Origin of the sequence: Micromonospora sp. WMMC250, assembly GCF_027460215.1 — a bacterium.
GTDB classification, from domain to species: Bacteria; Actinomycetota; Actinomycetes; order Mycobacteriales; family Micromonosporaceae; genus Micromonospora; species Micromonospora taraxaci.
Map to the genome: position 1 here is coordinate 691,878 of NZ_JAPZBJ010000002.1, position 26,581 is coordinate 718,458.

At 70.1% G+C, this 26,581-nt stretch carries 21 protein-coding genes and 1 pseudogene; 14 read left to right on the top strand and 8 right to left on the bottom strand.

Features of this window, described 5'->3' with window-relative positions; genetic code table 11:
• Positions 1-40 precede the first annotated feature (40 nt).
• The 3 genes from O3438_RS02555 to O3438_RS02565 are packed head-to-tail and all read right to left on the bottom strand — an operon-like array spanning position 41 to position 3,250.
• Positions 41-1,519 (bottom strand): hypothetical protein, encoded by a 1,479-nt coding sequence (locus O3438_RS02555; RefSeq protein ID WP_269678380.1) that lies wholly within the window; start codon positions 1,517-1,519, stop codon positions 41-43.
• The gene (locus tag O3438_RS02560) at positions 1,516-2,295 is read right to left on the bottom strand and encodes a sulfotransferase family protein (RefSeq protein ID WP_269678381.1); all 780 of its coding nucleotides are present in this window, start codon (positions 2,293-2,295) and stop codon (positions 1,516-1,518) included. Before O3438_RS02560 ends, O3438_RS02555 begins: the two co-directional genes overlap by 4 nt.
• Complete coding sequence (locus O3438_RS02565; RefSeq protein WP_269678382.1) at positions 2,288-3,250, bottom strand: hypothetical protein; 963 nt, start codon at positions 3,248-3,250, stop codon at positions 2,288-2,290. Before O3438_RS02565 ends, O3438_RS02560 begins: the two co-directional genes overlap by 8 nt.
• 260 nt (positions 3,251-3,510) lie before the next feature.
• Between O3438_RS02565 and O3438_RS02570 the strand changes: the two genes are divergently transcribed.
• From O3438_RS02570 to O3438_RS02600, 7 genes are all read left to right on the top strand, one after another.
• Positions 3,511-4,794 (top strand): glycosyltransferase, encoded by a 1,284-nt coding sequence (locus tag O3438_RS02570; RefSeq protein ID WP_269678383.1) that lies wholly within the window; start codon positions 3,511-3,513, stop codon positions 4,792-4,794.
• The gene (locus O3438_RS02575; RefSeq protein WP_269678384.1) at positions 4,791-5,837 is read left to right on the top strand and encodes a sulfotransferase; all 1,047 of its coding nucleotides are present in this window, start codon (positions 4,791-4,793) and stop codon (positions 5,835-5,837) included. Before O3438_RS02570 ends, O3438_RS02575 begins: the two co-directional genes overlap by 4 nt.
• Before the next feature lie 3 nt (positions 5,838-5,840).
• The gene (locus O3438_RS02580) at positions 5,841-6,752 is read left to right on the top strand and encodes a sulfotransferase family protein (protein ID WP_269678385.1); all 912 of its coding nucleotides are present in this window, start codon (positions 5,841-5,843) and stop codon (positions 6,750-6,752) included.
• Positions 6,753-6,846: 94 nt separating this feature from the next.
• Entirely contained in the window at positions 6,847-7,524 is a 678-nt protein-coding gene (locus O3438_RS02585; protein ID WP_269678386.1) for a hypothetical protein, read from the top strand.
• Positions 7,525-7,680: 156 nt separating this feature from the next.
• Positions 7,681-8,499: a basic amino acid ABC transporter substrate-binding protein gene (locus tag O3438_RS02590; protein WP_269678387.1), complete on the top strand. Its 819-nt coding sequence runs from the start codon at positions 7,681-7,683 to the stop codon at positions 8,497-8,499.
• 76 nt (positions 8,500-8,575) lie between these two features.
• On the top strand, positions 8,576-9,370 hold the full coding sequence (locus O3438_RS02595) for an amino acid ABC transporter permease (protein ID WP_269678388.1): 795 nt from the start codon (positions 8,576-8,578) through the stop codon (positions 9,368-9,370).
• A gap of 4 nt (positions 9,371-9,374) precedes the next feature.
• On the top strand, positions 9,375-10,142 hold the full coding sequence (locus O3438_RS02600) for an amino acid ABC transporter ATP-binding protein (protein ID WP_269678389.1): 768 nt from the start codon (positions 9,375-9,377) through the stop codon (positions 10,140-10,142).
• 214 nt (positions 10,143-10,356) lie between these two features.
• Here the strand turns inward: O3438_RS02600 and O3438_RS02605 are convergent, their stop codons facing one another.
• Entirely contained in the window at positions 10,357-10,845 is a 489-nt protein-coding gene (locus O3438_RS02605) for a GNAT family N-acetyltransferase (RefSeq protein ID WP_269678390.1), read from the bottom strand.
• Between the two features lie 282 nt (positions 10,846-11,127).
• Here O3438_RS02605 and O3438_RS02610 point away from each other — a divergent pair, with 282 nt between their 5' ends.
• From O3438_RS02610 to O3438_RS02625, 4 genes and pseudogenes are all read left to right on the top strand, one after another.
• Complete coding sequence (locus tag O3438_RS02610; RefSeq protein ID WP_269678391.1) at positions 11,128-12,132, top strand: multicopper oxidase domain-containing protein; 1,005 nt, start codon at positions 11,128-11,130, stop codon at positions 12,130-12,132.
• Positions 12,133-12,150: 18 nt separating this feature from the next.
• A complete protein-coding gene (locus tag O3438_RS02615) occupies positions 12,151-16,086 on the top strand; it encodes a ThuA domain-containing protein (protein WP_269678392.1) in 3,936 nt (1,311 codons plus the stop codon).
• Between the two features lie 74 nt (positions 16,087-16,160).
• Positions 16,161-17,396, top strand: a pseudogene (locus O3438_RS02620) (OmpL47-type beta-barrel domain-containing protein); the annotation flags it as partial.
• Positions 17,397-17,653: 257 nt separating this feature from the next.
• Positions 17,654-18,631: a hypothetical protein gene (locus tag O3438_RS02625; RefSeq protein ID WP_269678394.1), complete on the top strand. Its 978-nt coding sequence runs from the start codon at positions 17,654-17,656 to the stop codon at positions 18,629-18,631.
• Between the two features lie 66 nt (positions 18,632-18,697).
• Here the strand turns inward: O3438_RS02625 and O3438_RS02630 are convergent, their stop codons facing one another.
• Both O3438_RS02630 and O3438_RS02635 read right to left on the bottom strand, forming a co-directional pair.
• Positions 18,698-19,201 (bottom strand): hypothetical protein, encoded by a 504-nt coding sequence (locus tag O3438_RS02630; protein ID WP_269678395.1) that lies wholly within the window; start codon positions 19,199-19,201, stop codon positions 18,698-18,700.
• Positions 19,202-19,320: 119 nt separating this feature from the next.
• Entirely contained in the window at positions 19,321-20,070 is a 750-nt protein-coding gene (locus O3438_RS02635) for a helix-turn-helix domain-containing protein (protein WP_269678396.1), read from the bottom strand.
• Between the two features lie 405 nt (positions 20,071-20,475).
• Here O3438_RS02635 and O3438_RS02640 point away from each other — a divergent pair, with 405 nt between their 5' ends.
• From O3438_RS02640 to O3438_RS02650, 3 genes are all read left to right on the top strand, one after another.
• Entirely contained in the window at positions 20,476-20,694 is a 219-nt protein-coding gene (locus O3438_RS02640; RefSeq protein ID WP_088990013.1) for a flavin reductase, read from the top strand.
• Positions 20,691-20,864 (top strand): hypothetical protein, encoded by a 174-nt coding sequence (locus O3438_RS02645; RefSeq protein ID WP_269678397.1) that lies wholly within the window; start codon positions 20,691-20,693, stop codon positions 20,862-20,864. Before O3438_RS02640 ends, O3438_RS02645 begins: the two co-directional genes overlap by 4 nt.
• 207 nt (positions 20,865-21,071) lie before the next feature.
• Positions 21,072-21,701, top strand: a complete 630-nt coding sequence (locus O3438_RS02650) for a hypothetical protein (protein ID WP_269678398.1) — start codon at positions 21,072-21,074, stop codon at positions 21,699-21,701.
• Between the two features lie 82 nt (positions 21,702-21,783).
• Here the strand turns inward: O3438_RS02650 and O3438_RS02655 are convergent, their stop codons facing one another.
• Positions 21,784-22,122 carry a CU044_2847 family protein gene (locus O3438_RS02655; RefSeq protein ID WP_269678399.1) on the bottom strand — a complete coding sequence of 113 codons (339 nt, stop codon included), beginning with the start codon at positions 22,120-22,122 and terminating at the stop codon, positions 21,784-21,786.
• Between the two features lie 46 nt (positions 22,123-22,168).
• Entirely contained in the window at positions 22,169-26,434 is a 4,266-nt protein-coding gene (locus O3438_RS02660) for an nSTAND1 domain-containing NTPase (RefSeq protein ID WP_269678400.1), read from the bottom strand.
• Positions 26,435-26,581: the final 147 nt, after the last annotated feature.

Sequence of the window (26,581 nt, forward strand, 5' to 3'; positions counted from 1 at the left end):
AGGCGAGCGCCAACCGGAGGTAGGTCGAGGGACCACCCGGCTAGCGCACGTCGCCGAGGATCCGCTCGACCGGCTGGTCGGCGCGGAGCAGCACGGGGACGTCGGTCACCGTGGTGCCCCCACCGGCCGCCCGCAGCGGCGCACCCACCGCACCGGTCTGCCCACCCCGTGCCGCCGGCACTGTCACCGGTGCGTTCGACGCCGACCAGAGCACCAGCGTGCTCGACCCACCACGGACGAAGGCCACCCCGTGCAGCTTGTCCGCCACCGAGGCCGGCAGCGGGGTGACGGTGGCGCCCCGGGCCGCGTCGGCCAGGCTCGCCAACATCCGGCCGGCTTCGCGTTCGGTGCCGTCCGGGTCGAGCAGGCCGTAGCGGACCTCGCTGCCGGCCGCGTTGTTCGGGTTGTACGCCAACGGCAACCAACTGATCTCGCCGATCCCACCGGCGGCCAGCAGGGTGACCGTCTTGACCATCTCGGCGGCCCGGCCGGCCGGGTCACCGTCGCCGTCACGCCAGAACTGACCGACCTCCCACGCCTGGATCGGCATGCCGGCAGGCGTCGTCGCACGCAGGTAGTCCAGCAGTGGCGCGACACCGCTGAAGTGCTCGTAGAAGTGCACCTGCCGGACGTCGACGGTGCGGTCGGCCAGCAGCGACTCGGTGGCGGCCAGGAACCGCAGGCTGCGGCTGTTGGTCTCGGTGCCGAGCGCCTTGAGGAGTTGCTCCGCCCCGGTGACCGCCGGGATCTGCTGGCCCCTGGTGCCGACCCGGCGCTGGAAGTACGCCTGGTAGGCGGCGACGGCCTCGGGCACTCGATCGGCGCGCACCAGCCGGTCGGCGACACCCATGCCGTACGCGACGCTGCTGATGCCGGAGTCCACCACCCGCGCCTGCGGGTCGGTCGCGCGGATCGTCTCGGCGGCGGCCTTGACGAGCCGTACGTAGTCCTCGGGGCTGCCGGCCCAGTAACTCGGCGCGTTGACCTCGTTCTCGATGGCGTACTCGCGCACTCCGTACGGACCGTAGCGTTGCACCACCGAGCGGACGAACCGCTGGTACGCGGCGAGATCGGTGGGCATCGCCGACTCGGTCTTGTTCGCCGCCCCCCGGGTGTAGCGCGCGGTGCCACCCGTCGCCCAGCACACCCCAGTACGGATCTTCAGGTGCAGTGTGATGCCCAGCTCCCGGCTGCGGCTGGCGATCTCGTCCAGCCCGGTCCAGTCCGGCTGCCCCGAGGTGCGTTCGATCTCGCACCAGGAGATCTCCTCGTAGGTCGCCGACCCGGCGATCCGCCGCAGGTACGGCGCGAACTGCTGGTAGCGCGACCAGTCCCAGTGCGCGCCGAACGGGTTGCTCACCCCGTTGACGGCGCCTCCCGGAGCGGGCGTGGCCGATGGGGTGCCGGCCCCCGGTGCGGGCGTCGGCGGATCGTCGCGGCGGGCGGTGCAGCCGGCGGTGACCAGGAGCGCGGCGACGAGGGCCGCGGCGAGCGCGCCCAACCGGCGAGGGCTGTTCACCGGTAGCCGAGGGAGCGCAGGGTCCGACCGGAGAAGACCCAGACCAACAGGCGGAGGAACGGGTCGAGTTCGCGGCGGTAGGTGCCGACCCGGGAGCCGTAGATCGGCTCGGTCACGCTCGCGGCGGCCCGCCGTTTCTCCGCCTCGGTGGTGTACTTCTGCGCCACGTCGTGCTGCTTGCTGTCGTAGTCGAGGATGCCGTCCTCCCACGGTTCGCCGAGGAACTCGAAGAGACCGCGCATCGTCTTCTCCGGCTCGGTCACCGCCTGCTCGTACCGCAGCTCGTAGTACCGGTCCGGCGGCAGGGTGGCGCCGACGGCCCGCGCGGCGCGGATGTAGCGCGGCCACTTCACCACGCACTTGACGGCGGACCAGTAGCCGAACCGTTTGCGGTGCGAGACCACGACATCGCGGCCGTCCCGGATCAGGTGCACGATCTGGGCGTCCGGGAAGACCTCGGTGACGAAGTCGAGTGACATCGCGTACAGCGGGGTCTTGTCGGCCCACCGGGTCTTGCCCCGCGCGGCGGCGTAGTCGGCGTGGACGCCGCCGAAGAAGTCCCGGATCCGGCGTAGCCAGTCCTCGCGGGGGAACCCGAAGCGGGCCAACCGTTCCCAGTCCCGCCCGACGATCCGTCGCAGGTCGGGCAGGAACCGGGTCTCCGGGCCGCAGCTGATGCTGGAGTGGGAGTCCAGGACGAGGCGCACCATCGTCGTGCCGGAGCGCTGACATCCGACCAGGAAGATCGGTGCGGTACGGGTCGCTGGTTCAGCCACGGTCGGCCGCCTTCGTCTCGGACCGGGCGTCGGCCGCGCACCTGTCGAGCCGGTCGGTCAGCTCGTCGCAGAGAGCCCGCACGCGCCTGTCGATCGGTAACGGCTGGTGGCTCGCTGCGGCGCCGTGGAACCGGCGCGGGGCGATGTGCGCGTGCAGCCCCGGCCGGTAGGGGAAGTCGAGGAACGCGCACAGCCGCCGCAGTTGCGCCTCCGGCTCCGCGACGACAGTGTCGTAGCGGCAGAGCAGCACGTCGGCGCGCTGGTCCAGGCCGAGCTGGAAGACGAGTGAGTTGCGGACGTACCAGAAGAGGGCCGCCCCGCTGTGCGGGTCCAACCTCTGCGGGTCGTGCGCCCGGATCAGCTCGACGGCGTCGGCGTCGAGGCGCTGCCCCTGCCACCGCCGGCCGATGCTGCCGTCGGCGATGGCGTGCAGCGCCCGCAGGTTGGCGTCACCGAACTTGGCGACCTCGGAGCGGGCCCGGTCGTCGACGTCGCGGTAGACCCAGAGCGCGCGGCCGGGCGTCGACCCCGGCAGGGCCAGCAACTCGTCCACGCGGTGGCTCTCGCAGAGGGGCTTGACCAGGACGTACGCGTGCCGGCTGCGCTGGATCGTGGCGGTCAGCACCGGGTCCGGGCGGAGTTGGAAGCGGTGGAAGAGGGTGCTGTCGTTCTCGTTGCGGACCTCGACCTCGGGGGCCGCGTCCAGGCCACGGACCAGCATGTTCGTGCCGGATCGTTGCAGACCGACCAGGTAGACCGGGATCGCCGAGCCGGGCGCCCGGCCGGCCCGCTGCCGCCAGCGTCGTTTTGCCACTGCGGTGCGGACCCGCTCGAAGGGGTCGAGGCGGTCCTCCTCGATCAGCCGCCCGATCCCCTCGGTGCGCGCCCAGCGCAGATGCCGCCTGATCCGGCGCGCGGTGTACGCGACTGTGGAGACCTCGTCGTCGGCTGCCACGGTCCTCCTCGGTCGGGCGCCGGTCCGGCGCGTTGGGAAACAGGGACGACCGGCGGCGCAGCCAGGCTATCGGGAGATCATGGCGGTAAGCCAGGGCGCGGGCCGCACGGGCATACGAAGATCAACCGTTCAGGTACATGCCATAGGTGAACTGGACTCGCAGACCTGCCCTGCATACGGTGGGCCCTGGCCGGGGCGGGCAGACCCCGGTCGCCACCCCCGGGCCCGGTTCGCCCGATCGACGTGAGCAGGCCGAGTCGATGCGCGTGCTGCATGTGAACAAGTTCCTCTACCGTCGTGGCGGCGCGGAGGGTTACCTGCTCGACCTCGCCGACCTGCAGCGGGCGGCGGGGGACACGGTCGCCTACTTCGGCATGAGTCACCCGGAGAACGAGTCGCCGCTCCCGTACGCGCAGCGGTTTCCGACCGAAGTGGAGCTGGAGCCGGCGCCGAGCGGGCTACGACCCCGCGCGACGGCCGTCGGTCGGATGCTGTGGTCACCGACGAGCCGCCGAGGCCTGGCCCAGGTGATCGACGACTTCCACCCGGACGTGCTGCACCTGCACAACATCTACCATCAGCTCTCGCCGTCGGTGCTCGCGGCGGCACGGTCGGCCGGCGTGCCGTGCGTGTTGACCCTGCACGACTACAAGCTCGCCTGCCCGAGCTACCAACTGCTGGACCGGGGCCGCCCCTGCCAGGCCTGCGTCACCGGAGGCCCTCTCCAGGCGGCCCGCCGCCGCTGCAAGGACGGATCGCTGTCGCGCAGCGGCCTGCTCGCTGTCGAGTCGTGGTTGCACCGGCAGTTCGACGCGTACGACCCGGTGCAGGTCTTCGTCAGCCCGAGCGAGTTCCTGGCGGACGTGATGCGTCGCGCCGGCGTGTACCCGGACCGGCTGCGGGTGGTGAACCACTTCGTCGACCTGGGCGGCATCGCCACCAAGCAGACGCCCGGCGGCGGTGTCGTCTTCGCCGGCCGGCTGGCTGCGGAGAAGGGCGTCGACGTGCTGGTCGAGGCGGTGGCCGCACTGCCGGACGGAGTCACCGTCGACGTTGCCGGGGACGGCCCCGCCCGGCCCGACCTGGAGGCGCTCGCCGCGCGCCGTGCGCCCGGCCGGATCCGGTTCCACGGCCGTCTGGACAAGCCGCGCCTGCACGAGCTGATCCGGTCGGCGGCGGTGGTCGCCGTTCCCTCGCGGTGGCACGAGAACCAGCCGATGGCGGTGCTGGAGGCGTTCGCCTGCGGGGTCCCGGTGGTCGCCACCGACCTCGGTGGGCTTCCCGAGCTGGTGGACCCCACAGTGGACGGCAGCATCGTCGGGGCGGACCGGCCCACGGACCTCGCCGACGCGCTGAACGCGCTGCTGGCCGACCCCGAACGGGCGTACCGGATGGGGCAGGCCGGCCGGGCGAAGGTGGCCCGGCAGTTCGCCCCCGACCTGCACCTGGCCCGGATCCGCGCGCTCTACGCGGAGGCCGCCGAGGCGCTGCCGACCCGGCGGCGCGCAGGCCGCGCGACGGCCGGTGGGGGAGCGGCCCGGTGAGCGCCGTCCGAGTGCTCTACCTCGCCGGCAGCGGTCGCAGCGGCAGCACGCTGATCACCACCGTCCTGGGGCAGGTCCCGGGCTTCTTCGCCGCGGGAGAGCTGCGCTACCTGTGGCGGCGGGGCATCGTGGAGAACCGGCAGTGCGGCTGCGGGGTGCCGTTGGGCGACTGTCCGCTGTGGACGCGGGTACGTGCCGACCTGGCCGGGGCCGACCCGACCGGGATCGCCGACCGGCTGGCCGGGCGGCTGCGGATGCGCGGGTTGCCCGCACTGCTGCGTCGACGGCGTCGCGGTCAACGGCCGGTCGACAGCCACGGCGACGACACCCACCTGGCCCGGCTGTACGCCTCGATCGCCGAGCACGCCCTCGCCGACCGTCCCGGCGGGGTCATCGTCGACTCCTCCAAGCTGCCGCCGTACGGCGCTCTGCTGGGCTCCCTGCCCGGCATCGACCTGTACGTCCTGCACGTGGTCCGCGACCCGCGGGCCACCGCGTACTCCTGGCGTCGGCGACGCCCACTGGACGGGCGCGCGGACGACCGGTTGATGAGCCGACCGCCGGTCTGGAAGGCCGCGGTGCTCTGGCTGGTGTGGAACACCGCCACCGTACGGCTGTGGGGCCGCCGGCCCGTGGACGGCCGCTACCTGCGGGTGCGGTACGAGGACTTCGTCGCCGACCCGGTCGGCACCACCGCACGGATCGTCCGGTTCACCGGCGCGACAGCGGACGACCTGCCCTTCCCGGCACCGGGCACGGCACGACTGGCACCCACCCACTCGGTGGCCGGCAACCCCTCGCGGCACCGCACCGGCCTGGTCCCCGTGGTCGCCGACACCGAGTGGCTGACCGGGCTCTCCACACGCGCGTACGCGGTGGTCACCGGGCTGACCGGGCTGGCCCTGTCCCGGTTCGGCTACCCGTTGCGCCGGCGTCCGGCCACGCCTCCCGCCGGTACGTCCCGTCCGGCCACGCCTCCCGCCGCCGCGTCCCGTCCGGAGCCGGTCGTCCCCTCGTCACCCGCTACCCGGCAGGAAGGCTGAACGATGCTCTCACTGGTGGTGGGCACCGGTCGCTGCGGCTCGACCCTGGTCCAGGAGTTGCTCTCCCGGCATCCCGCTGTCGGTTTCGTCTCCGGCCTGGACGACAAGCTCGCCCGGCTCAACCTCAAGGGGCGGTTCAACGGGACGCTCTACCGGCGTTCGGCACCCCGTCCGGCGGGCATGACCTCGCTGCGCCACAGCCGACGGTTGCTGGAGCGAGGACGGCTGCGGGTGGCGCCGTCGGAGGCGTACCACCTGCTCGACAGGCAGGTGCTCGGCGGCTTCTCCCGCCCGTGCCGGGACCTGGTTGCCGAGGACCTGACACCGTTCGTGGCCCGCCGGCTGCGGACCTTCTTCGACGAGCGGATCGCCCGCCAGGGCTGCCAGCAACTGGTGCAGCACGTCACCGGTTGGCCGCGCACCGGCCTGCTGCACGCCGCGTACCCGGACCTGCGGGTCGTCAACGTGGTGCGCGACGGCCGGGCGGTGGCCAACTCCTGGCTCCAGATGGGCTGGTGGGACGGCTGGCGGGGCCCCGACAACTGGATCTTCGGCCCGCTCCCGTCGGACCTGCGGGAGGAGTGGTTCGAGTCGGGCCGGTCCTTCCAGGTGCTCGCCGCGCTCGGCTGGAAGATGCTGATGGAGGCGTTCGCGCAGGCCCGCCTGCGTCACCCCGCGGAGCAGTGGCTCGACGTGCGCTACGAGGACCTGGTCGAGCAGCCCCGCGAACAGGTCGGCCGGATGCTCGACTTCCTGGGGCTGCACTGGTCGCCCGCGTTCGAGAAGGGCTTCTCCCGGTACGACTTCCCGGCGGGCCGGGCGGCGGCGTACCGCGACGAACTCAGTCCGGCGCAGCTCGCCGCGATCGAACGGTCGCTGGAGAAGCCACTGGCCGAGTGGGGCTACCAGGTCTAGGCCGCGCAGCCTGCGCCGCCCTGCGGAACTATCGACGGGCGCACGGGGTGCCCGTTACCCTGTGGCCCCCAGACCATCGATGTGAGGAGATGCGATGGCGCGTCGCACCGGCCGGCCTTCGTACCTGTCCGAGAAGCCCGATGTTCGTCGTCGTCGCACAGTGCGCATCGCGGCGGTGGCGGGGGCGATCGCACTGGTGACCGCGCTGATCGGCGGGCTCGTCGGCTACCAGGTGGGCCGTCCGGACGCCACCGCGGCGACCATCGCGAGCATCAAGGAAGCTGACGCGAAGCGGGACGCCCAGCAGGTCGTGGAGCTGACCGAGACGGCGCGTCGCGTCCGCGACCAGGTGGCCCCTGTCCTGACCGCCGTCAAGGAGGAGAAGACCGCCGGCCGGGCACCGGATGCGGGTCGGGCGCGCACCTGGCAGGAGACCATGCGCAAGGCGGCCGAGCCGTTCGCCGACCCGCCCTCGGGGACCACCGCCACCAACGTGGCCCGAGGTGGTCTGCGCGGAGCGGTGCAGCAGGCGGCGCTCGCCGTCGACACCTACGCCCTGGCCGCCGGTGTGCCCGCCGCCCACCAGGCGGCCCTGCTGGACATCAGCACGCGACAGGCGGCCGAGGCGGCCACGATCTGGTCGGTCGCGGCGACCCAGCTCGACCAGATCAGCGTCGACGCCGGTCACGGCCACCAGCACGTGTTCCTGGACACAGACCCCCATGAGGCGGCCCTCACCCCGGACGGCGCGGCAGAGGGGACCGGCGGCTGAGACCCGTTGCTGCCCGTGTGTCCGGTTCGCCCCTGGGTGGCTGCCGCAGCGTGATCTTGGGGGCGGCTCGCCGGATCGGGTACGGTCGCTAATCGCAAAGTCTATGAACCAGATTGGCTTTCTATGCGATGGAAGCCGAATCGGAGGGACACAGCCGTGAGGTTCCCAAGCGCCGTGCGTCAGGCCGGTCTCGTCGTGGCGATCGCCGCCCTCGCGGTGACCGCGGGGTGCGCCAAGAAGGACGACAGCGAGGTCCAGGCGAGCGGGGTCAAGCTGGTCACGGCCGGCAAGTTGACCGTCTGCACCCACCTGCCGTACCCGCCGTTCCAGTCGAAGGACGCCAGCGGCAAGGTGACCGGCTTCGACGTCGAGATCATGGACCTGGTGGCCAAGGAGCTGGGCGTCGAGCAGGCGATCGTCGACACCCCGTTCGAGGGGATCAAGTCCGGTCAGGACCTGAACACCGGCAAGTGCGACGCGGCCGCCGCCGGCATGACGATCACTGACGAGCGCAAGAAGGTCCTGGACTTCTCCGACCCGTACTTCGACGCCACCCAGGCGCTGCTGGTGAAGACCGGCAAGGCGTACAGGTCCCTCGACGACCTCAGGGGCAAGAAGCTGGGCGTCCAGGCGGCCACCACGGGTCGTGACTACGCCAAGAAGTTCGAGGCGGAGAAGGGCCTGCAGCTCGTCGAGTTCGAGGACCTCGCCGCCCTACAGCAGGCTCTCTCCAACGGCCAGGTCGAGGCCGCTGTCAACGACCTGCCGGTCTGGACCGAGTACCTGAAGAAGAACCCCGGCGGGTTCGAGGTGACCGCCGAGTTCAACACCGGCGAGCAGTACGGCTTCCCCGTGAAGAAGGCCGCCAACCCGGAGTTGCTCAAGAAGATCAATGAGGTGCTGGCCAAGGCCAAGCAGGACGGCACGTACGACACGATCTACGAGAAGTGGATCGGCAAGCGGCCGAGCGCCTGATCACACGTGTAGTGCCGGAGGGCGCGCGTCCCGCGCGCCCTCCGTGTCGGTAACTCCGGGAAGGCAACGAGCCAACGTGAAGCTGCGACGCCGCCAGCGGGAGCGGCTGTCCCTCGGGATCCAGTACCTGGTCTTCATCGCCGTCATCGCCGCGGTGGCCTTCGCCGCGGACTGGGGCCGGTTGGCCGACGCGTTCTTCCGCGTCGACATCATCACGTCGATGTTCCCGACGATCATCACCGTCGCGCTGCGCAACACCGTCCTCTACACGCTCGGCGCGTTCGCCTTCGGCCTCGTGTTCGGCACCGTCCTCGCGCTGATGCGGCTGTCCCGGGTGGCGCCGTACCGCTGGGTGGCGACGGCGTACATCGAGCTGTTCCGGGGCCTGCCCGCGCTGTTGGTGCTCTTCCTCGTCGGCTACGGCATCCCGATCGCCTTCCCGGAGCGGGAGATCCCGGGTGGCGTGTTCGGGTCCATCGCGATCGGCCTCGGGTTGACCGCCGCGGCCTACATGGCCGAGACCATCCGCGCCGGCATCCAGGCCGTCCCCAAGGGGCAGATGGAGGCGGCGCGCACCCTCGGCATGTCGCACTTCACCGCGATGCGCACGATCGTCATCCCGCAGGCGTTCCGGATCGTCATCCCACCGCTGACGAACGAACTCATCCTTCTCACCAAGGATTCGTCGCTGGCCTACGTGCTGGGCGTGACGGCGCAGACCATCGAGATCACCAAGTTCGGTCGGGACATGCTCAACGACCGGGTGAACGCCACTCCGCTGCTGGTGGCCGGCCTCGCCTACCTGATCATCACCCTGCCCCTGTCCCAGGTGGTACGTCGCCTCGAACTCCGCTACGCCAAGGCCCGGTGACCCCATGACGACGACCCCGTCCCGACCTGCCGTCGAGATCCGCGACCTGCACAAGTCCTTCGGTCCGCTCGAGGTGCTCAAGGGCATCGACTTCGAGGTCGGCCAGGGCGAGGTGGTCTGCGTCATCGGCCCGTCCGGGTCCGGCAAGTCGACGCTGCTGCGCTGCGTCGACCTGTTGGAGGAGCCGACGGCCGGGCGGATCTGGGTGAACGGGATCGAGATGACCGACCCGGACGTCGAGATCGACGCGGCCCGCCGCAGCATCGGCATGGTCTTCCAGTCGTTCAACCTGTTCCCGCACCTCACCGTGCTGAACAACCTCACCATCGCCCAGCGCCGGGTGCTGCGGCGTGGCCGTGCCGAGGCCGAGCGGATCGCTCGGCTCAACCTGGAACGCGTCGGGCTGACCGACAAGGCGGACGCCTTCCCGGCGCAACTCTCCGGCGGGCAGCAGCAGCGGGCGGCGATCGCCCGGTCGTTGTCGATGGATCCGAAGCTGATGCTCTTCGACGAGCCGACCTCCGCGCTCGACCCGGAGCTGGTCGGGGACGTGCTCACCGTCATGCGCAAGCTGGCCGAGGACGGCATGACGATGATGGTGGTGACGCACGAGATGGCCTTCGCCCGCGACGTCGCCGACCGGGTCGTCTTCATGGACGGTGGGGTGGTGGTCGAGCAGGGGCCGCCGCAGGAGGTGCTCGGCGCACCGAAGCACGAGCGGACCCGCGCGTTCCTCTCCCGGGTCCTCGACCCGACCCACGTCACCGAGTAGCTCCCGACCGGGCTCGGACGGTCGGCGCAGCCCACGGACTTAGGTGACCGTCGTTCACCGCCGTCGGAGCGGTCACGGCAGGCAGCGATATACCTCAGAGTCATAGAGATGCCCCTGAGGTATATCGCTCAACAGCACATCGAGTCGGCGGCCAGCCATAGCGGCGGCTGACGGGCACCCTTCGCTGCGCCCGCAACCCTGCCGTGAGTGGCCCTCACACGCTCTTGCCGAGTGAGACGCCGACGTCGCCGTAGCCGTGCCGGGCGTAGAAGCGCATCGCGTCGACGTTGCGGTGGTGGACGCCGGCCGATAGGTGCCGGATCCCCCGAGCCGTTGCCCACTGCTCGGCGGCGCGCACCAACGTCGACCCCACCCCGTGCCCTCGGGCGGACGGCAGCACCACCGTGTGCACCTGCGCAGACGGCTCCGGACGCAGGATCTGATGCTCCGGTGGATCGGGGCGCGGCAACACCTCGACCATTCCGGCGACCCGGCCGTCGACCTCGGCGACCAGGACAGCGTCTCGACCCGCCTCGTCGGCGAGCACGGCCGTGAAGTGGTGGACCACCGCCTCGCGCCGCGGACGGCGGTAGGTGTCGGCGTCGAGAGCGAGATGAGCCTCCGCATTGGACAGGCGCAGCTCTACCAACGCGGGAATGTCGGCCGGACATGCCGGTCGGACCGCAAGCCGTATCTCCCGCATCGGACCGATCCTACGGACGGCGCAGCCGTCTCGCAGACCGGCCGGGCTTGCGTGTCAGCTTCATGTCAATCGACGGCCGTCGTGATGTCAAGGTAATCTTTTTGCAATCAGACCCTGTACTTTCGTCGATGGATTACATAAGTTGCAGTCATCCACCGAAAGTTCTGAGCCTTCCGAGCAAAGTTCGCGACGAGCCTCATCCTCAGTCGTGCTACCGCCCCCGTGCTCGGGTCGATGCACCCTGCCCTCGTCGCGTCTTCGCCCGGTTGGGAACGGAGACCCATGGACGATCACGCTGGTGGCCCTCACCGCCACCTCTCCCGCAGATCGCTGATCGCCAGCGGCGCGCTCGCCGCCGGAGCATTGGGCGCGTCCGCCCCCGCGATCGGCGCCGCGTTCGGGGGCAGCCCCGCGCGGGCCGCCGCGGGCGTCACCAAGAAGATCACTATCTACGCCGAGCAACTGCCGGGCAACCTGTTCGGCTACGGCCTGGCACCCGGCCAGGCCACCGTCCCAGGGCCGATCCTGGAGATGTACGAGGGTGACACCCTGGAGATCACCCTGGTCAACACCACCACGCAGCGGCTGTCCATCCACCCGCACGGGGTGGACTACAGCACCGACTCCGACGGCAGCCCGTTCAACGCCTCGTTCAACAACCCCGGCGAGACGCGGACGTACGTCTGGCGCTCCCACGAGATGGTGGCCGCCGCCGGCCGGCGGTACATGCCGGGCAGTGCCGGCTACTGGCACTACCACGACCACGCGATGGGCACCGACCACGGCACCGGCGGTGTCGCCAAGGGCCTGTACGGAGCGCTGATCGTCCGGCGGCGCGGCGACATCCTGCCGTCGAAGCAGTTCACGGCCGTTTTCCACGACATGATGATCAACAACAAGATGGCCCCGGCGACCCCGATGTTCGAGGCGAACCTGGGCGAGCGTGTCGAGTGGATCGCCATCGGGCACGGCAACCTGTTCCACACCTTCCACCTGCACGCCCACCGGTGGGCCGACAACCGCACCGGAATGCTGGAGGGGCCGAGCGACCCCAGCCTGGTCGTCGACAACAAGGACCTCAACCCGGGCAGTTCGTTCGGTTTCCAGGTGCTGGCCGGCGAGGGCGTCGGACCAGGGGCGTGGATGTACCACTGCCACGTGCAGACGCACTCCGACGGCGGCATGGCCGGGATCTTCCTGGTGCGCAACGCCGACGGCAGCATGCCACCGGGCGCCGAGGAGGCGATCCACCGGTTCCAGGGCCACACCCACACGCACGGAAGCTGACCGAAAGTGGGGACGGGGATGACCAGGACGATACGACGAGCCCTCGCGGCGGTAGCCGCCATCGCGACACTGATTCCCGCGACGACGGCAGCAGCCGCGCCGCGGCCGGCAGCCGCCCCGCAGGCGGCGCAACCACAGAGGACAGCCGTCCTCGTGTTCCACGGGCCGGTGGCCGAGCAGCAGGACCCGGTGGCCCGCGCGGTGGACACCATCAAACAGCTTGGTGCCGGCCATGACATCGATGTCACGGCCACCACGGACCCCGGCGTGTTCACCACGGCGGGGCTGTCCGCGTACCGCAGCGTGGTCTTCCTCTCCGCGACGGGCGCCGCGCTCAACCGCGACCAGGAGTCGGCGCTGCAGAGTTACATGAAGGCCGGCGGCGGGTTCGTCGGCATCGCCGACGCGGCACGCGCCCAGGTCGACTCGACCTGGTTCACCGGCCTGATCGGCACCCGCCCGGCCGGCGCCATCCCGGTCGCCGAGCCGGTGGCCCGGGTGACCGCCAGCGGCGAGAACGCGCCGAACGAGACCAAGGAGAAGCTGACCGACGGCGACGCCAACACGAAGTGGCTGGTCCGCACCCCGACCGGCTGGGTGGCGTACGAACTGGCCGCCGCCAAGCGGGTGACCGGGTACGCGTTGACGTCGGCCAACGACTCCTCCGGCCGCGACCCGAAGGACTGGACCCTGCAGGGCTCCACGGACGGCCAGACCTGGTCCGATCTGGACCGGCGCACCGGCCAGGCGTTCCCCGACCGGTTCCAGACCCGCCGGTTCGACATCGCCACCCCGCAGGAGTTCACCCGCTACCGCCTGAACATCACCGCGAACAGCGGGGAGCCACTGACCCAGCTGGCCGACCTGCGCCTGTTCACCGGCAGCACCACCACACCGGAACCGCCCGCCGTGAACCGCGCGGTGGTGAACATCCTGGACCGCAAACACCCGGCCACGGCGTCGCTGCCGCTGACCATCACCCGTTCCGACCGGTGGGAGAACTGGGACCCGAACCCGATCGGCACCGTGCACACCCTCGCCCAGGTCGAGGAGCGGCACTACAACGCGGGGGCGGCCGCCAACGGCCCCTTCCACCCGGTCTCCTGGTGCCGGGACTACGACGGCGGCCGGTCGTTCTACACCGGCATGGGCCACACCGAGGGCAGCTACGGTGAGGAGGCGTTCCGCACCCACCTCACCGGGGCGCTGAACTGGACCACCGGCCGCGTACGCGGCGACTGCCAGGCCACGATCGCCGCGAACTACAAGGTGGAGCGGCTCACCGCCGCCAACCAGACCGGTCAACTGGACCAGATCGGCGAGCCGCACGGGCTCACCATCGCGCCGGACGGCACTGTCTTCTACGTCGGCAAGGCCGCCTGCCCGAGCGGCCCGATCGCGGACTGGAACAACCCGAACGTCGGCAAGGGCTGCGGCACCATCCACTCCTGGGACCCGCGGACCAAGCAGGCCAAGCTGCTCACCACCCTGGAGGTGATGGGCAACCGGGGCAGTGGCTCCGAGTTGGTGAAGAACGAGGAGGGCCTGCTCGGCATCGTGCCCGACCCGAAGTTCGCCGAGAACGGTTGGCTCTACGTCTACTGGATGCCGCACGACTCGGTCGACCGGGTGAAGCGGGTCGGGCAGCGCACCGTCTCCCGGTTCACCTACGACCGGCAGGCACAGACCGTCGACCAGAGCACCCGCAAGGACCTGCTCCAGTTCCCGGTGCAGATCCACAGCTGCTGCCACGCCGGCGGTGGCATGGCGTTCGACGCCAAGGGCAACCTCTACGTCGGCTCCGGTGACAACAACTCCTCCGAGGGGTCGCAGGGCTACTCCGGCAACAACTGGACCCAGGAATACGAGGGGATCTCGTTCCAGGACGCCCGCCGCACGTCGGGTAACACCAACGACCTCGCCGGAAAGATCATCCGGATCCACCCGGAGGCGGACGGCACGTACACCATTCCCGAGGGGAACCTGTTCCCGCCGGGCACCGAGAAGACCCGCCCGGAGATCTACGTGATGGGCGTGCGCAACATCGCCCGTCTCCAGATCGACCCGGTGCACCAGTGGCTGACCGCCGGCTGGGTCGGCCCGGACGCGTCGTCGCCCAGCCCCACCCTGGGCCCGGCCAAGTACGAGACCGCCACCATCATCACCTCCGCCGGTAACCAGGGCTGGCCGTACTGCATGGGCAACCGGCAGCCGTACCGGGACCGCAGCACCACCGACGCGACGGTCCTGACCGGCTGGTACGACTGCGACAACCTGAAGAACGAGTCGCCCCGCAACACCGGACTGGTGGACATCCCGGCCGCCCGGGACAACATGATCTGGTATTCACCCGACGGCGGCGGTCCGGTGTTCCCGAAGCGCACCGACGGCAGCGGCCTCCCGACCTATGTCGCGGCCGACGCCACCTACACCCAGCCGTACCTGCGCGGCGGCGGGCAGGCCATCATGTCCGGCCCGACGTACCACCGCAGCCTCGTCGACACCGCCAGCGGCGTGGCGTGGCCGGAGCACTGGGACGGCAAGTGGTTCATCGGCGACCAGTCGAACGCGGCCAACCGGGTCGCGGTGACCGTCGACCCGGCCGGTGTGCCGCAGGCGGCCCCACCGGTGTACGCCGAGTCGCTGCGAGCCATCATCCCGGGCGGCAACGGCGACACGCGCCTACAGAGCTGGATGGACGCCAAGTTCGGCCCGGACGGCGCGCTCTACCTGCTGGACTACGGCGGCGGGTTCTTCAGCCTGCACCCCAACCAGAAGCTGATCCGGATCACCTACACCGGAGGCGCACCCACCCCCGTACCGGCGGCGAACTCCGTCGCCGTGCAGAACAAGCCCCTGACCATCGCCTTCGACGGCGCACGCTCCGGCGGTGTCAGCCACCGGTGGGAGTTCGGCGACGGTGCCACGTCGACCGAGGCGAACCCCCGACACACGTACGCGAAGGTCGGCACCTACACCGCGAAGCTGACCGTCACGTACGCCGACGGTGAGAAGGCGACGGTGCAGAGCACCGTCACGGTGGGCTGCGCGGTGCCGGACGACCGGCAGAACGTCTGGCTCGGTGACACCGACACCGGCGTGCCCAGTCGTACCGTCGGGCAGGGCTGCACGGCCAACGACCTGATCGACGACGAGAGCACGTGGGCCGACCACGACGGTTTCGTCCGGCACGTCAAGGAGGTGGCCCAGGCGTTGCAGGACGACGACCTGCTCAGCGCCCGGGAGGCCGGCACCCTGACCCGGCTGGCCGCCGCGTCGGAGATCGGCCGGGACGGGCACACCGGGTACGAGCCGCTCTACGACGGCACCGCCGACTCGCTGCGCGGTTGGCAGCAGGCGCCGACCGGGTCGTTCGCGATCCAGCCGGACGGGTCACTGCGGCCCAGCGGTGGTCTGGGCATGCTCTGGCACACGAAGGAACTCGGCGACTTCTCGCTGCGGCTCCAGTTCAAGGACATCGCACCGGGCACCGGCCGGGCCAACACCGGTGTCTTCATCCGGTTCCCGGACCTGCGAACCCCTCTGGAGCAGCGCCCACCGGGCAGTTGCGGCACGATCGGCTCGGCCCGGACGTCGACCGCGTGGATGGCGATCTACTGCGGACACGAGATCCAGATCTACGACGGCGACACCGGGGAGCCGCAGAAGACCGGCTCGGTCTACAACTTCGACCCGGTGCCGCTCGCCCAGGCCGGCGTGACGCCGAAGAACGAGTGGAACGACTACGAGATCCGCGTGGTCGGGCAGCACTACACGATGATCCGCAACGGCGTGGTGATCAACGAGTTCGACAACACGCCCGGCAAGCAGTCGTCGCGTGCCGGCGACCCGCCGACCGATCTGCGGCAGTTCCTGCGCGGCTTCATCGGTCTGCAGAACCACGGTGACAACGACCTGGCCGAGTTCCGCAACGTCCGCGTACGGGAACTCTAGGAGAGACGATGCCCCGACGAATAACGGCAGTGCTGGCGGCGCTCCTGCTCACGGTGACCCCGTGGGTGGCGACGTCGGCCTCCGCCGCCCCCCGAGCCGCGGCACAGGTGCTGACCTGGACCGCCGATGGCGACATCACCCGCTACAAGTCCGCGCCCGCCACCGCCGTGGCCGGCGAGACCACGATCGTCTGGGAGAACAGCGAGGCCACCGGCAACACCCTCGGGATGCCGCACACGCTGACCTTCGACACCAGCAGCGAGGGTTACAACCACGACGTGACCCTCAACATCCTGGCCAGCCCGTTCGACGCCAACAACGGCCGCCACCAGGCGACGGTGACCCTCACCCCGGGGCGCTACCGGTACTTCTGCTCGATCCCCGGCCACAGCCAGATGGTCGGCGAGCTGGTCGTCACCGAGGGCGGCGGGGGTGGTGACACCACGCCGCCGACGGTGGCCGCCACCGTGGCGGGTGACCAGGACCCCGACGGCAACTACCTGGCCGCAGCCACTGTGACGGTGACGGCCACCGACGCCGACTCCGGTGTGGAGACCGTCGAGTACCAGGTCGACGACACCAGCTTCCATCCGTACACCGAGCCGGTGCGGGTGACCGCGATCGGTGACCACTCGGTGCAGTTCCGGGCGACCGACCAGGCCGGCAACACCAGCGCGGTGGGGTCGGTGTCGTTCCGGATCGTCGAGCCGGGACAGGAGGACACCACCCCGCCGGAGGTGAAGGCCGCGTTGGCCGGCGACCGCGACGGCGACGGCAACTACGTCGGTACGGCCACCGCCACGCTGACCGCCACCGACGCCGGGTCCGGTGTCGCCACCATCGAGTACTCGTTGGACGGCGCTGCCTTCACCGCGTACACGCGCCCGGTCGTCGTCACCACGGTCGGGATGCACATGCTGCACTTCCGGGCCACCGACGTCGCCGGTAACACGTCGGCCGAGCAGATGTCCCACTTCACGGTCGTCGAGCCGCAGGCCGAGGACACCACGCCACCCACCGTCACCGCCACGGTGGCCGGCGACCGGAACGACGACGGCGCGTACGTCGGCGGCGCGACGGTGACCATCACGGCCACCGACGCCGACTCGGGCGTGGCGACAGTGGAGTACGCGCTGGACACCGGCGCCTGGACCGCGTACTCCGCTCCCGTCTCCGTTCGGGCGACCGGAGCACACACCGTGCGCTTCCGGGCGACGGACAAGGCGGGGAACGCGTCCACCGAGCAGTCCACGACGTTCACGGTGGTCGCCGACGGCACCGACGCCTGCCCCGAGTCCGACACGCGGACGACGGTGGTCATCGACGGTGACGACACCGGTGTCCGCAACGTCGACACCGGCAACGGCTGCACCATCAACGATCTAATCGACGAACACGCCGACTATCCCGGCCACGCCGCCTTCGTCCGGCACGTCGAGGCGGTCACCCTCGCGTTGGTGACCGGCGGAACGCTCGACCGGCGACAGCAGGGCGCCATCGTCCGGGCCGCAGCCCGATCGGACGTCGGCGCATGAGTCCTCGAATCTTCTCGACAGGGAGTACCACGATGCCCGGACGTACCGTCGCCAAGCTGGCCACCGTGACCGCCGTCGTCGCCGCCTCGGTGCTGACCGTGGCCCCCACCGCCCACGCCGACCTGGTCACCCACTGCATCGGCACCGGCGGTGCGGTGACCGTGCCCAACGACCTGTACGTGCCGGCCGGCGAGTCCTGCGCTCTCACCGGCACCACGATCACCGGCAATGTCACCGTCGCCGCCGGCGGCAACCTGGTGGTGACCGGAGGTCGGATCAGTGGCGAGGTCCGCGTCTCCGCGGACGGCTACCTCGACGCCACGGAGACGACAGTCGACGGCCAGGTGGTGCTCGCCGCCGGTGGGTACGGCATCTTCCTCAAGGATGCCACCACGGGCACCGTGACGGTGCGGCCGAAGGGCACCGCGACGATCGACAGCTTCCTGTTCGCGGAAGAGTCGACTGTCGCCGGGAACGTCACTGTCGGCGCCGGTGAGGTCCGGCTCGACCGGGGCACCCAGGTGCAGCGCAACGTCAGCAGCACCGGCACCTACTACACCGACCTGCACGACTCGTTCGTGGACGGCACGCTGTCGGTGCTCAACAGCGCCACCGGCAGCGTGGTGTGCGGCAGCGCGGTACGCGGCAAGGCCACGTTCGCCGGCAACCTGGGCGGCGTGCAGGTCGGCCCCAACGGTGGGCTGGACAGCTGCGCCTCCGGTGGCTACTGGGGTGCCGACGTCAGCATCACCAGCACCACCGGTGGTGTCACGGTGGACGACAACATCATCAACGGCCAGTTGACGGTGACCGGCAACGACCCGGTCGCCCAGGTGGCCGCCAACAACCGGATCCGTGGTGGCGTGACCGGTGACCAGGCGGCGGCGACCACCAACCGGGCGGCGCGGGTGGCCGCCCCGGACCGGGAGGACGCTGGCGACCAGCGCGCCGAGGTTCGTCGTACCTCGGCCGTGCAGGAGGCCACCGAGGCGGGCGCGGCGAAGCTCTGATTGATCGACGCGGCGGTGGCCGGTCACCCCTCGAGGGTGACCGGCCACCGCCGTCGTACCGACCGGCTAGGCGGTCGTCGTCCCGGTGCTGTTGAACAGGGAGTACGGCGTCCATGGCTGATCGACGAACTGCACAGGCTGCCCGACCGGCGAATGGGCCTTCCGGCCTTCCTCGTCCTCGGTGACAAGAGGACTCGGCGCAGTAAGGGCGAGATCGTACTCCGCCCAGTAGACCGCGCTGGCTAGGACGTAGTCCTCGATCGAGTCCGGCTTCAACAGGTAGACATTCGTGTTGCGGGTCGGGCCGATCCGTGCCTGGATGGTGGCTTTCTCGTCGTCCGTCGGGTGTCGCAGATGGATCGGCCCTGCACCGGCCCAGCAGGAGATCCGCTCGATGTTCCTGAAGCAGATGTCGAGCAGTCGAAACTCGCTGTCGCTGTGACTATCCTCGATCTCCGCAGGGGAGGGGAATCCACGGAACAACGCGTACCCGTGGCCGCCGTGCCGGTAGCCGATGAGGCTGAACGACCTGGGGTCGGTGAATCCCAGCTTGCCGCGTACCAGGGTCATCGGAGGACCGTCCTTCTGCCCGAGTTCGCTCCACCGTATTCGACGTGTCGTGCCCGTCGGGGGCACCGCCCGTGACACGAGAGCCGACTCAGGCCGTTCCGACAGCGCCCGTACGCGCGTCACGTCGCCGACGTGTTGTAGCGATCGAGCGTTGCCTTGGACGTTGAAGCGTCTTGGAAGACAAGCTCCCACGGGCCGGTGTTTACGTCCATGTCCTTGCCGAATCCAACCCACTTTCCGGCTATCCGGCGACCCGTGGGCTCGGCCAGGAGCTGGACCGCGCCGTGATACCGGGCGCCCCGGTAGTAGCCGGCGGGGTCGGTCTGCTCCACCCACGTGCCTGTGACAACGGCACCGTCCACGGTCAGGTCCATCGAGAGCGACGAGGCCGCCGAGCCGGGCAGGCTGCGCACGGTCAGCCTGTCGCCATGCTGAAGCATCACGACGAAGTGTTGCCCGGCGAAGGAGTCCCCCCGGCCGCTGGAGTAGTACTGATAGCGGCTGAGCCAAACACCTTCGTACGACCCGTGGACCGTGGCGGGCTTGGCCGTTGGTGTCGGCGTGGCCAGGCTGGACAGGGGAGAGGTGAGGTCGTGGCCACCCCGTTCGTCGTCAATGACGTGTTCGCCGGGCACCGAGGCGAAGCCCAGTAGCGAGATGGGTAGGCCGGTGACGACCTCCAGCGCGCGGGCGTAGACGGGGCGCGGCGCGGTGATCGCGCCCGACTCCCATCGTTGGACGAGTCTCTTGTTGGCGTCGTTGGGTTCGCCGACGCGGTGGCCGGCAGCCTGGAGCGCGCGAGCGAAGTCGTCTTGGCTCATGCGCATTCCGGTACGGACAGCGCGCAACGCGGTGTTGGGGGCGGCCATGACCGCCACGATAGCGCTATGTCGCCTGAATGTCGTCACCAATGTGTCCTTTCTGTCGCATGTTGTGCCGTCGCAACTGGTGACGCTCTGACGTCATTGTGAAGCTGCGATGGCGGAGGGCGCTGCCGCGTTTCGGTGACGGAGGTGGCAATGCCGGGTAAGGGTGGCGAGCCGGCGGCAGGCCGGGGCGAGCAAATCCAGGCGGCCGAGCGGGAAGCGGCCAAGCGGCGGCTTCTTGCCGAGGCGGAGGCGGATCGAATACCGGTGGAGGAGACCACGCGGGCGGTGCCGGATCGGCGGTGGCTTCGTGGGCGGCATTGAGCTGGTGCCGGTCGGGCGGCGGGTGGCGTCCTCGCGGGGCCGTCCGATCAACTGCGGCCGGTGGCCCAGCCAGGACGGCCCGGAGTGACGACGCACCATCCGGTCAAGCCGGCCTGGACGTGCGGCGGGTGTGCGCGGGAGTGGCCTTGCCGGACCCGGCGCTGGGAGTTGCGAGCCGAGTACGACCGAGCCCCGGTGTCGCTGGCCCTCTACCTGGCCGCCCATCTCGTCGACGCCACTCAGGACCTGGCCCACGTTCCCGCCGGCTACCTGCATCACCGCTTCCTCGGCTGGACTCGATGAGCATCCTGCGACCCGGTGATGAGAAGTTCCACTACAGCGACGGCTCGCACAAGTGGATCCCGCCGGACCCGGACTACGACCAGGCTGTCTGGGACGAGCAGGTCCGCCAGCACAAGCACTGCCACCTCAGGAACGAGCGGCCGAAGGTCCGCATCCAGCGCCTCGTCTGATGCCAACAGTGCCGGTGCCGTCCGTGACGACGTCGAACTACCCGAGGTCTACGCCTTGCTGGTCACCACCTCCCTTGCCGCCGCGCACACGGATCTCGGACGGAGAGGTGAAAGCCCGCGCACTCGCGTAGTCGAGCAGACGTACGCGGCGGTCTCGTCACGGCCCGTGCTTGCGCGGCGGTGCCGGCGTCGGAAGAATTCCCGGCCATGTCGGAAGATCACCAGCCGGAGTCCGGCGAGGACGAGACGGACATCGAGAACTGCGTCGCCAGCTGCCCGATCGACGCGAAGTTGGCCGATCAGCTCATCGGGTTGGCCGACCTACCCTGGCACGAGCCGTCCGTCACCAGCCGGGCGATGCGGAACCTCGACTGGTCCACCGACGGTATGCCGACCGACGAGGCGCGCTTCGTCACCCCGGCCGGCCACGCCGTGTACACCGACTACGGCCTCTACCTGCCCTTCGTCCACTACTACGTGGTGGGCGGGGAGCTGTGGCCGGACGACTTCTGGGGCTCGCAGCCCGGCTGGACGAGCGAGCGGGGCGCCGGGCGCGTGGAGTTCGAGGCGTACCTCGACGCGGCGATCGACAGGTTCGCCGAACGGATCGGCCCACCGGAGTGCGACGTCCGGACCGAGGGCAGGTACCTCGCCATCGGTAGCTACTCCTGGCGGTACGCGGCCTGGCGGCGGGGCGGCACCATCCTCGTGGTCGGGCCTGCCCTGGACGGCTACTCCTACGGCCAGGACGAGGAGGCCGTCGTCTACATCGGCGAGTTCGCCGAGGACCGGGCGTTCCCGGCAGCCGCCGACTTCCTCAACCTGCTGCGCAAGTAGGTCGGTGAGCCGACGACGCTGTGCTGGTCCGACGGCTTCGGACCCGACTGCCGCGAGGTCCCCGGCGTCGGGCCCAGCACCGTCACCCGGTGGGCTCAGTCGTCGCGGGCATCGACCACTCGACGGTGACGGCGAAGTTGGCCTCCGTAGCCGTGCGGGCGACCACCACACCAGCCTCCGCCGTCAGCTTGATACCGAACTCGACGGTGACCCGGTCCGGGGTCTTCGCCATACCCCGGACGCTGTCCAGAACCGCCTCTGCCGCCGGCCGGACCCGCGCGAGCGCCTGCTGGAGTGTCTCCCCGGCGGTGCGCACGACCTCGCCGGGCCGACCGACCCGCTCGATACCGGTCCGGTCGTCGGAGACCTCGATCAGAACCGTCTCGCCTCCGTCGACCGGCATCGCCACGACGTGTGTCATCCCGCAACTCCTCTGGGGTCGGTAAGCCCTGGGCGCAGCGTACGACTCAGCCGCACGGGCGCTCGGTCGCACCTGAGTGCCGTTTGATCACGGCCCGCTCGGTCCCGTCGTAAGGGCGCTCGTTCAGGGAACAGAGAAGCTCCATCCACACCTCGGGCCTCAGCCGCAACGAACGGGTCTGCTCGGCGTCAGACAGCGACAGGAGATCACCGGCCAGGGTCCAGCGGGTCGGGCTGGCCGCCAGGGTCAGGGTTGCCAGCAGCTTTCCACTACGGTCGTCCCAGAACTGAGCAACCGGCTTGAGTGATTGGGACACGGTCAGCAGCCTGCCGTCGGGGGTGAAGCCGAGCACCGCGTCGATCTGGCCGGCGGGGATGCTGCTCTCGGCCCGACTCCCATCCACGTCAATGATCTTGACCTGCTCGTTGCTCGATCGGACGGCGAGGCGAGACCCGGTCACATCGAAGACGGGCGTGCCCGGACCTCTCGCCGCGCCGACCGTGAAGGTCGCGATCGCCCGCCGCTGGTCGATGTTCCAGATCTCCACCTCACCATTGGGCTCGACGACAGCGACCTCGCCGGGATGCCCCGGCCTCGGCAGTGGTGACATGACCGCCAGCAGCGCCGAATGCTGCTGCGTCGAAAGGTCGGTTCTCAGCGGTACGGGACCGTCCGTCATGGCTCCGGTCGCGGTGTCCCAGCGGGTCAGCAGACCGGCGTGCAACACGATCACCCGGCCGTCGCCGTCCGCCGCCACCGAGCTCGCCCAGGCGGACATGCCGGGCTCGTTCGGCGGGGTCCCGATCTCGGGCTGTACGGGTAGTCGCATCCGATGCTCGACAGTCAGCTCGGGAATCGAGTAGGCGACCAACTCGTCACCCTGAACCATCAGGAAGCGGGTGCCGTCGCTCGTGAAGCCGCACCAGAATCCCTTGAAGATCACCTTCGCGGCGTCGGTCGTCGGCGTGCCGGTGGCGCTGGCGATTGTCAGTCGCGTTTCGACGTCCACCAGATCGATGCGGCCGGTCTCGCCGTTGACAGCCACCTCCCAGCGGTCGTCCGGGCTACCGAGGCTGAGCGACCCGAACGGCCGCGCAGGCCCCTGCTTCGGCTGTTCGGGTGCCGGCGGCTGCGGGGTGGTCGCCGCCAGCCGGTAGCCCTGGTTCCGGTCCCCGACGAGGGCGGCGACACGGCCGTCCGGCCGGCCGAACAGCGCGATGCGGTGGGACTGTCTCAGCGGGTTGAAGTCGATGGGTGGTGTGGTGAATCGGTAGGTCTGGCCTGTCCGTAAGTCGGTGACGCTGATCTCGGAGTTCGAGTCGGAGACGTCGAACGAGTTGGCGGAGACCAGGTACGGCGGACCGTCAAGCCTCAGAATAGGCGTCGCACATGAGCGCATCGGGACCGTCCGCAGGGCTTCGCCGGTCGCCACATCGGTGACCTGCACCAGGTCCCGATCCGGATCGCAGTGGGCGAGAAGTGAGCCGTTGCTGACGGGCTGCGGGTCCACCGACTCCGGCACGGGCAGAGCCTTCAGGAGTCGCCCGGTGTCGAGTTGGTGCAGGCGTGCTACCCCGTACCCGACGAGCAGCAGGGTGTCGGTTCGAGGACCGAACGACACCGAGGTGAGCGAGCTGGCGGGAAGGGCTGGTGCCGTAACCCGGACCGGCTGGCCGTCCTCGACCGTCCAGACCAGGATCTGCGACGTCTCCGACCGCTCGCTGTGCGACCACACCATGAACCGGCTGCCGTCGGGGGAGAACGACACCGAACTGGTCTGCCCGTTGACGCTCAGGTCGTCGCGTGTCGTCTGCCTGGCCAGCTCGATCGGCTCGCTGCGCTGCGCGATGTCCCAGAGCGCGACGCGGCCGAGGCCGCTGCTGTAGCCGAGGTGACGGCCGGAAGGGCTGAGCGCGAAGGTGCCGCCCTCCCAGCCGCCGCCGGTGGTCGGCAGTCGCCACTGCTGGGGGTTCTCGCCGTTCATGCCGGTCCACACCGCAGGCAGGCCTGACTTGTTGACGAAGACCACGGTCGACCCGTCGGAGCTCGCGAGGATCTTGTCCAGGTCGCCCTTCCACGCGTCCTGGTAGATCCGCTCCACGAACTGGAGGGCCGCGTACCAGGTGAAGGTCACGCCCGATGCCTCGGCTGTCTGGTCATGATGCCACGCAGCCTGTGCCAACTGCAGGGACGCGCGGGGGTCGGTGGCGCGTTGCCGACTCGCCTCATCGGCGAGCGCTCGCGACGCCGCGGTACGGAGGCGAGCGTCGGCCTGGTCGGTCTGCCGGGCGGCGACCACCGCGAGGCCGCTGGCGACCAGGGCCAGGACCGAGATCACAGCGACCACCGACCGCAGCACCCAGGCTCTGCGCCGTTCTCCGGCGCTGCTCGACGTGATGTAAGCGCGCTCGGCGGGCCCGATGTCCTCGGGGTGCTCCCGCTCCCACCTGTTCGCGGTGGCGAGGGCGACCCCGCGCAGCAGGCCACCGGCGTCCCGGCCGGCGGCCTCCCAAGCGGCGAGTCGGACTCGCAGCCCCTCCTGCCAGCCGCGAAAGTCGCGCTCGTGGATCAGCCATTCCCGCAGCCTCTGCCATTGCCGGAGCAGCGCTTGATGGGCGAGGTCGGCGATCTCGGCACCGTCGGCGGCTCTGCTGACAACAACCAGTCGGCTGGCCGCGAGCCGCCCCAGGACCGGTCGGAGGTCGTCGTTCAGGTCGGCGAGCCGGACTGGTCGACGCAGGAAGTCACCACTGTCCTCGGGGCGGGCCAACTGGGTGAAGAGCCGCCGGGCGGCCAGGCGATCCGAGGCCGGCAGCGCGTCGTAGACGTCGTCGGCGTACCTGGCCAGGGCACCGGACACACCGCCCAACTCCTCGTACGAGCGATGGGTCAACGTGCTGGTGCTCCGCCGTTTCCAGAGCTGCGCGAGGGTGAACTCGACCAGCGGTAGTTGCCCGGGCTCGGTGCCGGTGTCGTCGATGATCCGGCTCACCAACCCGGGTTCGAAATCGACGTCGGCAGCCGTGACGACCTCGTGCAACTGGTCGCGGGTCATCGGGGGAACAAACACCATCCCGACTGTGGCGGCCTCCGCGGTGTCCTCCGTTACCAGCAAGTCCAGTGCGCCGGACCGCATCGTCAGTACGGCGTGCAGCCTCGGAGTGCCGTCCGCGCGATGTGGAGCGACGTGGAGCAGGTCGTGCAGGAGCCGCCACAGCCGCTGGGCGTCCTCGGCTGCCAACTCCTCGAACTGGTCGCAGAACAGCAGCAGGCCACCGTCGCCGGCCTTCTCGACCAACTGGTCGGCGAGCCAGGACAGCGTCCGGGCCGGTGTGGTGTCGAGCATGTCCGCCAGTGCTTCGGCTTCATCGTGCTGACCCACCCCGGGCAGTGTCGGGTCCAGGACGCCGATGACCGCGTTGGCGAGCAGCGAGGTGGATCGGGCGCCGGGCAGCGGGCGGAAGGTGGTGACCAGCATGCCGAGCCTGCGCAGCGATGGCGTCAGCCCGGCGTACACCAGCGAGGACTTACCGCTGCCGGACGGCCCGACGAGGGTCACCAGGGGATGCCGCTCGACCTGTCTGATCACTTGCTTGGTCAGCGCCTCGCGACCGCGGAAGTACGCCGAATGCTCTTCGAGGAACGGTTCCAGCCCTCGGTAGGGGGAGGTCTCGGTCGGGTCCGGCGCGGCGATGTCCGGGTGAGCCTCGACCAGGGTCCGGACCGGAATCAGGTACGCCGTGGTGTTGCCGCGTTCGGCCGCCACCACCATGCCGATGATCCCGGCCGCAGGGCTCCACACCGGGGAGCCGCTGAACCCCTGGCCGATCCCTCTCTGGTGCGGCGGTGACTCGACCTGCAACCAGCCGGCCCCCTGCCGGGCACGGAGCTCGGCCTCGACCCATACGCCGTACTCGTCGGTCAGATCGGCGGGGAAGCCGAAAACCCGGACCTTGTCCCCCCAATCAGGTTCGGTCAGAGTGAGACGGGCGGGGTGAATGCCCACCGGCGGCCGTCGGTCGAGTCGCAGCACAGCGGTGTCACCACTGCCGTCGAGCCGGGCGGGCCACCAGCTCACCACGGAACCCTGATAAGAGCTCCCCGGCGCGTCGTCACCGACCAGCGGGAACTCGATAGTGACGGTCTCCGTCGGTGCCGCGGCGTCGAAGTGGTCACCCCCGAGCGCCGCGCTGACGACATGGGCGCAGGTGATGACGAGATCGGCTGTGACGAGAAATGCCGTGCCAACCACCTGGCCGGACCGCCCTCGCAGGCGCCCGAGCGCGGCGGCCGGTGAAATGTCCTCGGCCATAGCGCTCCCAGGTCGGTCGGGCAACCAATCGAAGCGGGAGCCCGTCGTTCGCTGATGCTATCGAACAGCGCCGGTGGTCAATGCCCCTGTTTCTGCGGCATCCTGCTTCGTGACGGCCGCCGGTGAGCGTCGCATCTGCTGACGGCG

Bases quoted from the DNA above. Each gene is read 5' to 3' on its own strand.
- O3438_RS02580 (WP_269678385.1), top strand. From the start codon at position 5,841: ATGCTCTCACTGGTGGTGGGCACCGGTCGCTGCGGCTCGACCCTGGTC.
- O3438_RS02585 (WP_269678386.1), top strand. From the start codon at position 6,847: ATGGCGCGTCGCACCGGCCGGCCTTCGTACCTGTCCGAGAAGCCCGAT.
- O3438_RS02615 (WP_269678392.1), top strand. From the start codon at position 12,151: ATGACCAGGACGATACGACGAGCCCTCGCGGCGGTAGCCGCCATCGCG.
- O3438_RS02625 (WP_269678394.1), top strand. From the start codon at position 17,654: ATGCCCGGACGTACCGTCGCCAAGCTGGCCACCGTGACCGCCGTCGTC.
- O3438_RS02650 (WP_269678398.1), top strand. From the start codon at position 21,072: ATGTCGGAAGATCACCAGCCGGAGTCCGGCGAGGACGAGACGGACATC.
- O3438_RS02660 (WP_269678400.1), bottom strand. From the start codon at position 26,434: ATGGCCGAGGACATTTCACCGGCCGCCGCGCTCGGGCGCCTGCGAGGG.
- O3438_RS02630 (WP_269678395.1), bottom strand. From the start codon at position 19,201: ATGACCCTGGTACGCGGCAAGCTGGGATTCACCGACCCCAGGTCGTTC.
- O3438_RS02605 (WP_269678390.1), bottom strand. From the start codon at position 10,845: ATGCGGGAGATACGGCTTGCGGTCCGACCGGCATGTCCGGCCGACATT.
- O3438_RS02610 (WP_269678391.1), top strand. From the start codon at position 11,128: ATGGACGATCACGCTGGTGGCCCTCACCGCCACCTCTCCCGCAGATCG.
- O3438_RS02645 (WP_269678397.1), top strand. From the start codon at position 20,691: ATGAGCATCCTGCGACCCGGTGATGAGAAGTTCCACTACAGCGACGGC.
- O3438_RS02655 (WP_269678399.1), bottom strand. From the start codon at position 22,122: ATGACACACGTCGTGGCGATGCCGGTCGACGGAGGCGAGACGGTTCTG.
- O3438_RS02570 (WP_269678383.1), top strand. From the start codon at position 3,511: ATGCGCGTGCTGCATGTGAACAAGTTCCTCTACCGTCGTGGCGGCGCG.
- O3438_RS02635 (WP_269678396.1), bottom strand. From the start codon at position 20,070: ATGGCCGCCCCCAACACCGCGTTGCGCGCTGTCCGTACCGGAATGCGC.
- O3438_RS02600 (WP_269678389.1), top strand. From the start codon at position 9,375: ATGACGACGACCCCGTCCCGACCTGCCGTCGAGATCCGCGACCTGCAC.